The organism is Treponema denticola ATCC 35405, assembly GCF_000008185.1.
Taxonomy (GTDB): domain Bacteria; phylum Spirochaetota; class Spirochaetia; order Treponematales; family Treponemataceae; genus Treponema_B; species Treponema_B denticola.
Genome location: NC_002967.9, coordinates 2,119,687 through 2,132,979 on the forward strand (window position 1 = coordinate 2,119,687; position 13,293 = coordinate 2,132,979).

11 protein-coding genes and 2 pseudogenes are annotated in these 13,293 nt (G+C 40.4%); 3 read left to right on the forward strand and 10 right to left on the reverse strand.

The annotated features are described in order from the left end of the window. The first annotated feature begins 16 nt into the window (after nt 1-16). Nucleotides 17-856 carry an ABC transporter substrate-binding protein gene (locus tag TDE_RS09915; RefSeq protein WP_002679895.1) on the forward strand — a complete coding sequence of 280 codons (840 nt, stop codon included), beginning with the start codon at nt 17-19 and terminating at the stop codon, nt 854-856. A 17-nt stretch (nt 857-873) separates the two neighbouring features. Here the strand turns inward: TDE_RS09915 and TDE_RS09920 are convergent, their stop codons facing one another. Continuing rightward, complete coding sequence (locus TDE_RS09920) at nt 874-1,422, reverse strand: hypothetical protein (RefSeq protein ID WP_002679897.1); 549 nt, start codon at nt 1,420-1,422, stop codon at nt 874-876. Nucleotides 1,423-1,677: 255 nt separating this feature from the next. Here TDE_RS09920 and pbp4b point away from each other — a divergent pair, with 255 nt between their 5' ends. Together pbp4b and TDE_RS09935 are read left to right on the forward strand one after the other, a co-directional pair. Further along, nucleotides 1,678-3,657: a penicillin binding protein PBP4B gene (gene pbp4b, locus TDE_RS09930; RefSeq protein WP_002679898.1), complete on the forward strand. Its 1,980-nt coding sequence runs from the start codon at nt 1,678-1,680 to the stop codon at nt 3,655-3,657. After that, the gene (locus TDE_RS09935; RefSeq protein WP_002679900.1) at nt 3,654-4,865 is read left to right on the forward strand and encodes a DUF1343 domain-containing protein; all 1,212 of its coding nucleotides are present in this window, start codon (nt 3,654-3,656) and stop codon (nt 4,863-4,865) included. Before pbp4b ends, TDE_RS09935 begins: the two co-directional genes overlap by 4 nt. Nucleotides 4,866-4,881: 16 nt before the next feature. On the opposite strand, the pseudogene TDE_RS09940 reads toward TDE_RS09935, so the two are convergent. The 9 genes and pseudogenes from TDE_RS09940 to TDE_RS09980 form a co-directional block, all read right to left on the reverse strand. Then, nucleotides 4,882-5,187, reverse strand: a pseudogene (locus TDE_RS09940) (PD-(D/E)XK nuclease family transposase); the annotation flags it as partial. A gap of 200 nt (nt 5,188-5,387) precedes the next feature. After that, nucleotides 5,388-5,489 (reverse strand): annotated as a pseudogene (locus TDE_RS09945) (PD-(D/E)XK nuclease family transposase); the annotation flags it as partial. A 463-nt stretch (nt 5,490-5,952) separates the two neighbouring features. Then, the gene (locus TDE_RS09950) at nt 5,953-7,023 is read right to left on the reverse strand and encodes a formylglycine-generating enzyme family protein (protein WP_002679905.1); all 1,071 of its coding nucleotides are present in this window, start codon (nt 7,021-7,023) and stop codon (nt 5,953-5,955) included. Beyond that, entirely contained in the window at nt 7,020-7,856 is an 837-nt protein-coding gene (locus tag TDE_RS09955; RefSeq protein WP_002679907.1) for a hypothetical protein, read from the reverse strand. Before TDE_RS09955 ends, TDE_RS09950 begins: the two co-directional genes overlap by 4 nt. 74 nt (nt 7,857-7,930) lie before the next feature. Beyond that, nucleotides 7,931-8,920: a glycosyltransferase family 2 protein gene (locus TDE_RS09960; RefSeq protein WP_002679909.1), complete on the reverse strand. Its 990-nt coding sequence runs from the start codon at nt 8,918-8,920 to the stop codon at nt 7,931-7,933. An 8-nt stretch (nt 8,921-8,928) separates the two neighbouring features. After that, nucleotides 8,929-11,487, reverse strand: a complete 2,559-nt coding sequence (locus TDE_RS09965; RefSeq protein WP_002679910.1) for a hypothetical protein — start codon at nt 11,485-11,487, stop codon at nt 8,929-8,931. 122 nt (nt 11,488-11,609) lie between these two features. Further along, nucleotides 11,610-11,888, reverse strand: coding sequence for a BrnA antitoxin family protein (locus TDE_RS09970; RefSeq protein ID WP_002675561.1), 279 nt, complete (start codon nt 11,886-11,888; stop codon nt 11,610-11,612). Further along, nucleotides 11,857-12,144: a BrnT family toxin gene (locus TDE_RS09975; RefSeq protein WP_002679912.1), complete on the reverse strand. Its 288-nt coding sequence runs from the start codon at nt 12,142-12,144 to the stop codon at nt 11,857-11,859. The genes TDE_RS09970 and TDE_RS09975 overlap by 32 nt, the downstream gene beginning before the upstream one ends. Nucleotides 12,145-12,162: 18 nt before the next feature. Next, nucleotides 12,163-13,278, reverse strand: a complete 1,116-nt coding sequence (locus TDE_RS09980) for a dihydroorotase (RefSeq protein WP_002679913.1) — start codon at nt 13,276-13,278, stop codon at nt 12,163-12,165. Between the last annotated feature and the right edge of the window lie 15 nt (nt 13,279-13,293).

Here is a 13,293-nt window from a genome sequence, read left to right on the forward strand (position 1 = left end):
ATAAGGAAGATTTATTATGAAAAAAAATCCCAATCATATTTTTAAACTTAGTTTTCTCTTTTTATTTACGGTATTAGTTATGATATCTTGTAAACCCAAGGCCGTCCGTATCCAAAAAAAAGAAAACGATATTTCTCTTGCAAAAATTCTTGTAAAAAAAGAATTAATAATAGGTATAAGAGATGACCATCCTCCTTTTTCCGTTCTAAACCTTTTTACGACAAAAATGGAGGGCTATGACATTGAAGTAGCTCAAGAGCTGTGTAATCGGATGAAGATAAAGCCGATTTTTAAAGTAATTAAGTGGAATCAAAGAGAAAGTTTACTTAAGGATGGAGAAATCGACTGTATATGGAGTGCCTTTGTATACAGTAAGGAAAGTGATGTAGTTTATTCTCTTACCTCACCTTATATAAAGAGTGCTATAATATTGGTTGTAAAGGATAAGTCGCCTTATTATTCCATTCAAGACATAAGGGAAAAGAAAATAGGTATTACCTCCTCATCATTTATACAGGAAAGTTTAAAAAAAGCCGAATCTAGTCTCGGAGTATTTACGAATACGGTTGTGTTTCAGAATGCTCAAGAAGCTATAAATGCTCTTGAAAAGGATGAGGTAGAATGTGTAGTATACGACCTTCTTTCAATTAACAACCTAATACAAACAAGAAAAGGCTCTTACCGAGTGCTGGATGAAGCCATAGCTTATGAAGAATATGTTATAGCCTTTCGAAAAGAAGACATTGCCCTGAAGAATGCAGTCGAATCGACTCTGGAAGAGATGGCTAAAACCGATTTTTTAGAAAAAACTAGTAAAAAATGGTTCGGTGCAAATATATCCATTATAGGCCGTTAAACCTGCACCGAATAACTTTATTTTGTATAAACGGAAACTATCTCGCAAATATAAACATAATGAAAATCTTTTTTTGGATATGAATCTATAATAATCTGCGGGTCCACAAATAAATCCATATCGAATTCGCTTCGGTATAACTTGCGGCATGAAAGCACAACCTTAGCCTGCTCAAAAGCTATAACACCGTCATCAAGCATCACGGGCTTTAAGCCGGTTTCCCTTGCCTTATCTACATTTCGTCCCGAAACGGAGCCGCAAAAAGCCAACGCATTCCGAGCCCATGGATCATTTTTGTCAAAAAAAGAAAGAGTTATATAATCTTCTTTATCGATAAATTCGGAAGTATATCTGGTAGGTCTTACATAAACGGTAGCAGTCAGTTTATTCCATAAAAAGCCTATAGATCCCCAACCTGCAGTCATTGTATTCCATTGTTCACGCTCAGTTCCGCATCCTGCAGTCAGTAAAAAGCCCTCATGATGGGAGCCGGTAATCGATGAAACAGGCTTTATCAATTTATCCAGAATTTCGGCACTTGCTTTTTGCATTTTAAATTTTGACATAATTTTATCTCCCATAAAAACTTTTTGCAAGGATTATCAAATCCTGAAAAAAGTTTTTTCAAGCGGTTTGTTTACAAAACCGCATACAATAATGCGATGTTTGCCGAAAGGCAAACTCGGCAGATAAACAGTGAGGCTGAATTCCTGCCGAACTGTTTATCAAACCTCCGAATTCATTATATACGATAATCCCTTGATGTGCAAGAAGAAATTTCTCTTCTTTTCTATTTTTAAATTTTATGATACAATAACCGAATGAAAAAGTTTTTGTGCATTTTTTTAGCAGGTTTAATATTGTCATGCCGCTCGGCTCAAATATCAAAGATAAAGACCGATCCGGCAGACGCAGACATTTATAAATCGGAAGAAACCGAAGGCGGCTTTTCAGGCTTTCAGACGGATGTAAGCTTTCCTCCGGAAAAAGAAAAATATGATCCTTCAATTTTACCAAACGGTTTTATCCCTTTTAAGGCTTATACGGGACAGGGCTATGTTTATTTTTATACCGAAAATGTAAAGAATTTTTTCTTATACTTAAACGGAAAAAGAATCGATACAAAAAAAATCTGTAAAAATAAATACACTCAAATTTATATCGGAGATGAGGTAATAAACGGTACCAATAACTTACTTATTACAAACATTGAAGCAGAAAAAGATGATAATGGCTTTTCGAAAACCTATACCTTATCGGTAAAAATCCCCTACCCTTCCATTATCGAAAAAACGGAAAAATTAAATAACGTAAATTATAGAGCCTTTCAAATAATAGATGACATTATGAAGGCGCAAACAGCAAACGGTTTTCCATCGGTTCAGCTTGTAGTGGTAAAGAACGGAAGGATGATAAAAAACTCGGCCTACGGCTATATCAGCACCGTAGATGATTTTGGAGAACCTCTGATGCAAAAAAACAAAAAGCCTATCACAAAAGAAACTCTTTTTGATCTAGCCAGCAATACCAAAATGTATACGGTAAATTTCGCCTTACAAAAACTTATATCGGAAGAAAAGATTTCAATCTATGATAAGGTACAAGATTTTTTTCCTGATTTTAAGGACAAAAAAAAAGCTCTTTTTAAGGGAAAGAGCGATATTACGGTTGAAGACTTATTAAAGCATCAGGCGGGTTTCCCGGCAGGGGCACAATATTATGTGAACAAAAAAATAACACAAAAAAAGAAAACCGATAAAAGACAAAATAAAGAAATTGTTTTAGAGCTGATTTGCAACACACCTTTAATATATTCTCCGCGTACCGAGGTTTTATATTCAGATATAGATTATATGCTCTTAGGTTTGATTATAGAAAAAGTAACAGGCCTTCCCTTAGATAAGTATACGGAAGAAAATCTTTATAAGCCCTTAAATCTATCTTCGATTTGCTATGAACCATTAAAAAAAGGATTTACAAAAGAGGATATTACCGCAACCGAAATACGGGCCGTCAAAAGAACAAAGGACGAAAAATTCAAAGACATAAAATACATGCCGGTTCACGGGACGGTACATGACCCTGAGGCCTACAATGCAATGGATCAGGTAAGCGGTCATGCGGGGCTTTTTGCAAATGCCGAAAGTATAGCAGTCTTGGCTCAGGTCATGCTGAACGGAGGCGGCTATGGAAATATCAAACTATTCGATTCAAGCGTTTTGAATTTATTTACCAGTCAGGGGAATTTTTTTTCGCAGGCAGGCTTAGGCTGGAGAAGGCAGGGGCTCAATAACAGCTACGCTTGGGCTTTCTCGCAGCTTGCAAGTGCGGACACTATAGGACACACGGGCTGGACGGGAACACTGACACTAATTGACCCTAAAGAAGATTTAATAATCATAATCTTTACAAGTGCAAAAAACACCCCTGCCCTTTTCGGAAGAAACTTACGCGGAAAATATGAGGGCGATTTTTATCTTGCAAAAAACTATGGAGCCGTTACAACGCTTATTTATTCCGCATTTAAAAACTATGATAATGCTATGCTGGACCAAATGCTTATAGAACTTGCGGTAGGCAGAAACGAACTTATAAATATGATTCCTGAAATTTATGACAACGAAGGATCCCGCAAGGACTTGACAGCCATAATGGAAAGCATAAAAGAACAATCAAAGCAATCTGCAATATTGAGGAAGTTTTTAAAAAGCGAAAAAGCTGCGGCAATACTTGCGGAAATTCAATCAAGGAACTCAAAGAAAAGCTTGGCAAAAAAACAAGCTGAAGGTCAATCAAAATGAAAAAGATGTTTTTTCTATTTTGCTTTTTTAGTCTTGCAATCATTAGCTTTGCCAATGGAAAGCCGGACGAGTCTGATTTTAAGACGGGAATTGAACGCGCAGACGAATTTTTTAATCTTTTTAAAGGAAAAAGAATTGGATTGATTACCAATCAAACAGGTATAGACTCTTCAGGAAGATCAAGCATCGAAATCTTATACGAAAAGACGAATCTTAAAGCTCTTTTTTCTCCGGAACACGGAATAAGGGGAAATGCGAGGGAGGGAGCCGGTATTTCCAATACGGTAGATAAAAAAACAGGCCTTACCGTTTACAGCCTTTACGGAAAAACAAAGCGGCCCACAAAAGAGATGCTTCAACAAATAGATGTTTTATGCTTCGATATTCAGGATGTAGGAGCAAGGTTTTACACATATATTTACACAATGGCCTATGCCATGGAAGCATGTGCCCGTGACGGAAAAACATTTGTTGTGTTTGACAGGCCCAATCCCATAAACGGCATAAATGTTGAAGGTAATATTCTGGAAGAGGAGTTTAAATCCTTTACGGGCTATTTTCCGATTGTCCAAAGGCACGGAATGACTGTCGGAGAATTAGCCTTAATGTTCAATAAAGAATTTAAGATAGGCTGTAATTTAAAAATAGTCCCCATGCAGGGCTGGAAGCGTGAAGACTATTTTGAAGACCTTAATTTAATGTGGGTGCCGCCCTCGCCGAATATTTCTACGGCCGATACGGCCTTAGTTTATTCCGGCTTTTGTATCTTTGAAGGAGTAAACATTTCGGTAGGAAGAGGAACAACCATGCCCTTTAAATACATAGGAGCCCCCTATATAGATGCCGAGGCTCTAGCAGAAGCTTTAAATGCCCTCAAACTTGAGGGAGTCTTTTTTAAGCCCGCCTATTTTACACCGGCTCTTTCGGTTTATAAGGAGGAGCTATGCGAAGGGGTTCAAATTATCGTAAGGGATAAAAACAAATTCTTGCCCGTAAAAAGTGCAATTGCGGTGCTGTACACAATAAGGGAAATGTATCCCAATAATTTTAAGATAAATAACTACCCTGCCGAACTCTGCGGCCTTAATTTATTAACCGGAACAAACAAGCTAAGCTCGAAGAGCCTTTCCTTAGATGACTACTTTAAATTTATCGAAAAAGACGAAAAGAAGTTTTTAAAGATGAGGGAAAAGTATTTGATGTATTGAAAAGGACGGATGCCAATTAATTAATCGCTTCTACTTCTTCTTTGGAAAGACCGGTCATTGTACAAATTTCGGCAATGGGGTAATTATGCATACGCATCAGCCTTGCCGTTTCGAGAGCTTTTTGGTATGCACCTTTATCAAGACCACGCTCAAGACCTTGCCGATAACCCTCGCTTATACATGAAGCCCTGTCATGTTCATATTTCATACGGGAATCATATAGCCATTTATCTCTAGGACTCATTTCCATTACAGAAATAGCGGTATTTGCTTTTTTCATTATCTCTGAATTTTCTGCTAACACTTCTCTCACCTCCTGATTAATTAGGGGAGGAAAGACACTTTTTCGGATAAAAGATTTCTTTCCTCCCCTATAACCCCTCCTATCTTCAAAAGAACCGCTTAGGGCTCTGCCCTAAGAACCCGTCTTATTTTGTAAATTTTTAGCATTATCTTTATTAAAGATATTACCATATAAATATCAATTTTTCAATAGTTAAAAAACATATTACTATCCAATATACATTCTAACAAGTCCTGTAGTACGTCCTTGTTTTCCTCAGTGCCGAAAACACGCTTAAAGGCATAGTCGTTGCGGAGGGTTATTTTAAATAATTGCTTCATATCAAACTCCATGACAAATTATTTAAAAGAGAAAACTTTTTCCCCTTTCATAATTATTGTATGAAAAGTTTGCAACAGATAGTAAAAATTTTAAAAAAAATTAAATTTTATTGATTATTTAACCGCAGTGAGCGCAAAGCGTTGAGCACACGCTCAACTTTGCGAAGATTTTTTTATATCGATTACAAAAATCTTTTTATAATTTACTATTTCTTTTCAAAAATTTACTGCACCACACCACACATTTTGCCTGTTCGGTTTCACCGCTTTACCGCCATGGACGGCAGTGGTTCCAAACTTCCAGGAGTTTTAGACGCAAGTCTAAAACTCTAAGATGAAAAATGTACAGGACGTACATTCTTCAACCGGCACGGATGCCGGTGGTTCAATGCTTACGAGTTTTTTGCGAAGCAAAAACACTCGAAGCTTAAAAATGTACAAGGATGTACATTTTTAAGCGGCTCTATGGCCGACAAGCCAGGCGGAAGCCAAGATTGTCGCTCCTGCTGCCAGGAGTGACGCAGTACCGTACGCCTACAGTGCAGCCGTACGCGTAGTTGAGCCAGCTGCCGCCGCGTTCAACACGGGCAGAGCCCGACGCGGCACCTTGAGGATCGGTAACATTTTCTGCTGCTATGGTGTCATCCCAATCAAAACACCATTCGGTGACATTCCCCGACATGTCGTATAAACCTAGAGCATTTGCCCGCTTTTTTCCTACCGGATGAGTTTTATTTCCTGAATTACCTTTATACCATGCAACCTCTCCTGTTTCAGCCGTATCCCATTTATCTTTGGCTCCGCTTGCACTGTTTAATTTGGTCAGCCATACATCGCCGTATTGTGCCGCATTTTCAGTATTGCTTCCCTGCCTGCGGGCAGCATATTCCCACTCGGCTTCCGTCGGAAGTCTAAAGCCTTTTTTATTCATATCGGCATAGGCTGAATCACAAGCAGCTGTTGCCGTCGCATCTTTTAATACAACCGTATGATTGTCCTTTTTGCGGTAGACGCATTCGCCTATTCCTTTTTCTTTTTCAGTATACGCATTACACCACACTATGCAGTCTCGCCAGCTTATCATTGTTACAGGCTCTTTTTTTGCACCTGTGGGGGCTACTCCTTCACCTCCATTACTGCCTTCTCTTCCCTGATTGGCAAAGATGTATCCCCTACCATTATCAGTATTCCATTTTAGTACACTATACCATAGCTCATAGGTTACCTCCATTTTGCCGATCTTATAGGGGCTCAGTTTTACCGTGCGCCCTGCAATAAATACACCTTTCCAATAATCATGATTTCCGGGTAAGGCGTAGTTAGGAGCAACGCCTACGATGCCGTTTGCAGGAGGTATTATTTTTACAAAGTCCCCTGCGTCTTCAAAGGAACCTACATCGGAACTTTGAGAATTCCAATCTCCGGTCCCTTCACTCCCCGAATCCTTATCCAGCATGTTTTTAAAAAACGGGTTTTTACAAGCCGAAACCGATACAAAAAGTATCGCCAAAAATAAAACAAAAAATTTTTTCATATTCTAAATCCTCCGCTGATTCCTATTGCCCAGATTACGGGATAGCCGCCTCTTAGATAGGGTTCGATAAAAAAGTTGTTTATTGTAAAGCGGTAACCGAATGCGGCTTCGCCGAGGGCATACATAAAAAGTTTTGAAGGCTCTCTTTCTTTTAGGCCGAAAACGGCACCGCCTTCCAATTGGATAAAAAAGCCCGAATCCCGTTCTTTTATCTTTGAAAAATCATAAAAATTCCAACGGAATAAGAGGGCGGCATCAAAAATATGATGTTTTTTAAAGTCATTGGAATAAAGAGCCTTTGCTCCCAAGGATAGGTGCCCTATTTTGAGGTTTAAAGGAAGCATAAAAAGGGTGTAAAGCCCTGTGCCCATTGCACAAGCTTCAGGCGAATTCATATTTGCCTCGGCTAAGAGGCCTAAGGACCAGTTAAAAGTTTTTTTATCCTTATCGGCAAGGGAGATTCCCATTGAGGGCTTTTCAGCCGGTTGAACATGGTCAGCCGGAACCGTGCTCTCTTTTGCCTCAGATACTTTTTTAAGTTCTATCGTTTTGGGTTCCGCCTTTTTAGGTACTTCCTTCCCGGGCGTTTTTGTAGGTACAACCCTTTTAGGCTCTTCCTTTTTAAGTTCTTTTTTAGGTTCCGTGTTTTCGCTCTCTTGTTTAGGCTTTTCAAGCTCGGCAGTTTCCGTTTTAGAAAGCTCCGCCTGTACTTTGGCAGGATGTTCCAAAGGGAGTCCCGCCGGGAGTTTTTGATAAACAACGAGCGTCCCCGCTCCTACCAGCCCTAAAAAAATGATAATCAATACACCTATCTTCCAATAATTTTTCTCCATAAAGTATATTATAGCACATAAATGAAAAAATTGTCAAAGGACAAGTGTCAAACGGTGAGCTCATTCCATAATTTTTAATTATGCATTCCCCACCATTCTTCCAGCATCGCCCGAGCTTCTTCCTGTAATGAAGGAACTACGCAGATTTCCAGCTGCTTGAGGTTATCGGCATAGTGAGAGCGGCCTAAATCCCGTACCGCTTCGCGTATATCGCTGCCAAGATCAGGGTGTTCATCCAAATAAGAAAAAATGACAGTAAACACCGAAGCGGCTGAGCACACTTTTTGCAATCCTGCAAGGTCTGTGATTTGGCGGCGGGAAGTAAGGCCTGTATTGATACGGTACTTGTACACGGTATCGGGTATGCCTAGGTATTTACCGGCATATAAGGAGATAAAAAAGTAAAGAAGCATATCTTCCGCCATCGTACAATATGTAAACGGAATTTCGCCATACGCTTTTTGAACGAGGGCTGTTTGAAAAAGCTTGCCGCATACAAAGGCCGCATAGAGATGCTCGATAAAAAAACCGCGGAGAATCTCATCCCCGGTAAGCGTCCCATGATATACTTGTGCGGCTTTTTGTGCAAAGGAGGTAACACGCTTTTCGGGTTCGTTTTCCGTACCGAATACGGCAATGCTGCCATGTACAATATCCGCGCCGGATGCACAGGCTGCATCGTATAAGATGCGGAGAGCGTCAGGCGGCAGCTCATCGTCGGGGTCGGCAAAGGTGAGGTATTCGCCCGATGCCGCATTGGTTGCCGTACGCCGCGCTTCAAGCGTCCCGAGGTTTTTACTATGTTCCAAAAACACGAGCGGCAGCCCCCGCTCTTTAAACCGCTTAGCGTACGTTTTAATGATGCGCCTGAGTTCTTTTGTGCCGGGACTGCCGTCGTTTACAATGATGGTTTCAAAAAGCAGTGCAGAGTCCTGCTGCAACACACTGTCTAAAAACCGCCCGACAAGCCCCTCCGTCCCGTAAAGGGGAACGCAGAGGCTTACGAGCGGCTTTTGCTCGGCCGCACATCCGAAGCGCGCGGCGCGGCGTTGGAGAAAATTCATCGTACGGTTTAGTACCAGGCAAAACCGGAACTGTTAAAAGTCTTAGAGAATCCACCGCCCGATTGCTTATCCTCTTTGAATAGCATGTCCTTTAAACTGAATTCCACAATATTGTCGCTATTGTCCCCATTCCAGCTGCTGACTCCATCACCCCATGCGCTATCCGAAGCGATGATGAACTTGATCCGTTCGGCTTCATCGTATTTTACGGCAATAAAGCGGTAAAATCCATAACCGACTCCCGGATTTGAACCCTGCGGAGGTACGGCACTCTTTTCAGCGAGCTTCTCTGCGTTGCCGGAGAATCCATCCGCCGTCTTACCGATTTTGTACAGTATACTGCTGTGTTTAAAGACATCCGTAAAATACCTACTATTATATAATATCCATTTCCGATGCAGCTTTGATGAAATACCGTACAACCTACCGTTACCTATCTGCAAACCGTTAATTGTCTCTTGATATTGATGACAAGCTTGATTAGGATCATCCCCTGGATTGGGGTCGGCGATCGGATTCGGCGGATCTGATACATCGGTATACGAAACGGCATTATCAACAAGGGTAATTTCACTGTCCAAATGTGCGGGATTGCCGGTTTTGGTGTATTTTTTTACCTTCAGACGATATTTATCGATATTGACGCCACTGACGACTTCTTTATAAGTTTCTTTTACGGCAGCAAACACGCCGTCCTTGTTTGCGGCAAGAGCGGTAACCGGAGCCTTATCCGCATCATCAAATTTCCCAAGATACGGTCCATCCGGCGTCGCATGGTCAAACGTATCTCCTAAATTCCAGCGAAATCTTTGTATGAATCCATTAGGACCATTATTATACGCATAATACAGAAAATTCTGTCCGTCGGAAATATCGACAGCAATCGCAAAAATAGGAAAGCTTGTTATAGGATAATAGTTAAGTCCGGACTTCTCATACGAGCCGTCTTCTTTCAACGCAAAACGTCTGACACCTTTATTAGAACCTGCATCTTGATACATTATATACAGGTTACCGTCCTGGTCATAGCAGAACTTATCGGTAGGTCGTACCCCAGGGCTGTCTTCAAAAAGCTTGTTCTCTTCACTAAAAGCATCTGTTCCGTCCGTACTTGTCCAATAGAGCATACCGTAGTTACCCTTTTTCCACAGCAGCACTTTCGTCTCGGGCTTTTTATATTCCGGTTTTTGCTCATACCACGTTGCCGCCGTGTCTTCGAAGGTTATCGCATTTGTGTTCCGTTTAAATGCAGCGATGCGGTTTTTGTTGCTCTTGATATGCCAGTTTTCGTTTACATACTGAATATCCAGTCCATCGTCTGCAATGTAGATATTCTCTTCGTCATAGCCGATAAAACCGACCGGATTGGAAAAATACTGTGCGTCAAAGGCGATGGGGTCTGCGGTTGAAGCAGCAGGATTAAGCCCTGTTTCTGCTTTTTTTGTAAACGTACTGCCGGAGTAGGTATAACATACGAGCTGACCAAGTGCGTATAGTTTTCCGTGACGCAATTCCTGCTCTTTAAGCAAGCAGTACACACCGCTTTCGTCTGCAAATAGTCCGGTACACTCAGTAAGATTATTACCGAAGATAGGCTCTGTGCGAAGCTTATTTAAGGGATTTCTCGATGCTTGCGATTCAAATTTTAAACGCTTATTACCTGGAGTGAGGAGATCTTCAAATTCAAACCCACAGGCAAACAATGTATCATTATACACAGCAAACAGTACATCATCATATACTGCAACGGCACTAGAACTCGGCACTGGTGCCGGCACAGTTGGGAATGAATCATAGCTAAAAGATTGAAAAGAATGATCTTCTTTTTCCTTGAAGCAATAGACGGTATTCTGTTTAAACAAAAAGATATAATTATCGTCTATATCAATCGCGATATTATCAATATAACTGATAGTAACGCCGGACGGTAGTGCATCAGTAAGCTTTGTTTCAAAGTCAGTATCTTCATTACCTTCCACATCAAAGCGTTTAAGATGAGTAGATGAGGTATCTTCATACAGCACATATATTCTACCGACTTTATCCCGTGCGGCAATCGGTTTTGTGCTGCCGATAAGAATTCCATCGAGCAGTTTTTTACCGTTTTGCGTGCTTAAGGATACGATATTGCTCCCTGAAGGGTCTTTTCCTGTAATGGAGAACAGCAGATTGGCAACACCTTTCGACTTTTTAGACAGCTCTACGGCAACCTTATTGGGTCCTGCCGTAACGATGTGCTCGGCATAGCCGGCCCATTCGGCAAGATCACTGATTAAAATGACTTTTATGCCGATTTTTTCGCCGACAGGAACAAGCTCAATCAGAGACTTGGGTTCTTCAGCTCCTAATTCTCTTGTTATTGTATAGCCATTCTCTCTGATTATATTGATTTTCATAGGCGAAGACAAAAGACTGGGAAGCCCGTTTGAATCCAAGGCTCTGGCTCCGTCGGGAAGGCTTCCGTCAAAGCTTAAAATAAGCTCGCCATATTCTTCTTTTAAAAACAAATTACAGGATGACACCATCAAAACAAGTATCACCAAAATAAAAAATAACGTCTTCTTCATAAAAAACCTCCTATAATAAAGGCCGAATCCTAAATATAACTGCTCTTCCATTATACATCAAAAAATTTAAAATACCAAGTAAAATTGAGAAAGAATATGGGGAAAATTGTAAAACTTCGAATTTAACCGAACGCATAAGAGCGTAAAACAGAATTGATTTTTGTTTTATAGCCTTTACCTTGAGCTTTAAACCATTCCAATACATCAGCATCTATTTTAATACTAGTTTCACTTTTTTGATGTACTTCATACCATGGCCTGAATTTAGCAAGCTCCTCTTTAGATTGTTTGGGGCAGTCATCAGTAGGTATAGACTTTGCCTTTCGGATAGTTTGTTTTTCTTCTTCGGTAAGCGGAGTTTTCTTTAAATCATCTAATGTCATAGTTACTATAGTATTCATTTATTTCCTCCTGATTTGCTTTCCGTGCTGATATAAGCCTAATTATATCATTTTTTCTTTCCGTAAACACAACAAAAAGCACATCTTCAACAAGCCCAATCGCATTCCAACGCTGTTCTTCAAGGGTTGAATGCTGCTCATCATATTTTTCTCTACGCTTACTATCAAGAAACACGCGAGCAGCTATTTTGAATGAAATACCGTCATGCTTTTTTATATTATTTTCATTTTTGATCTCATCCCATTCAAAAATCATTTCTAACTACCTTGTAATTTATAGTATATATGCTATTGTACATATAGTCAAGGTAACAATAAAATTTAAAAAAGAAAATTTGGAAATACCAAAAAATTCAAAGGCATCGAAGGGGTAGCCGGATCTTAAACTTGGGAGGGAGGCATCGATTTCGGTATTTGAGGGGACTTTATAAGACAAATCAAGTTTAAAAATATGGTTTACGGCCTTACCGCAAAGTTCGTCCAGTCTTTTTTCGGAGCAGCCTGCCTTGCGCAGTTCTTTTAAAAGAATCAGAGAACCGGCAAAGCCCGGAATACCGGAAGCGCCTTTTTTCTTATCTTCATATGTGTGCGGAGCGTGGTCGCTTTCAATCCAGTCAATTCCGCCTGAAATGAGGGCATTAAAAACGGCTTCCTGTTCCTCTTTTTCACGTAAGGGAGGGTTCATTTTTACAAAGATACCGGACTTTTTATAAGAATCAATATTTAAGAGGGCATGATGAGCCGTAGCCCCGCACGAAATACTAAGCCCGCTTTTTTTTGCCTCGGCAACAAGCCTTATTCCTTCTTTTGTGCTTATGTGACAGACATGAAGATGTCCCTTAAAGTCCTCGCTTTGCATAAGCTCAATCTGATCCTTTATGGATTCCGTTTCGGCAATAGGAGGCCGGGCAAGGCTGTGAGTGATAGGATTTTCAATATCGAAGATCGAATTATTCATAAGGCTTTCTTTTTCGCAATGAACGGCAAGAATACCCCTGTAATCGAATTTTTTAAGAGCGGCATAGACCTTCCTTTGGTCTTCTTTTTCAACTATACCCATGTTTCCGGTGGAATGACCGGCAAACATTTTAAAGCCCACTATTTTAGGAAAGTATTTTTTATAGAATAAAACCATTTTTTCTATTTGAGCAATATCTGAAGTAAGACCGCCGTAAATACCGTAAAAAGCAGATACGCCGGCCTGCTTTATAGATTTTTCCGCAAGGGCAAAACGCTCCAAAACAGCCTCGGCATTTGTAAGGGGAGGATTGGTATTCGGCATATCAAAAAAGGCCGTAAAACCAGCGGGACAGGCCAAGGCCAAGGCATGGGCTATAGTTTCTTTATCGGATAAAAGGCCGTCTCTAAGATGAACATGGGAATCTATCATAAACCAATCTTATTT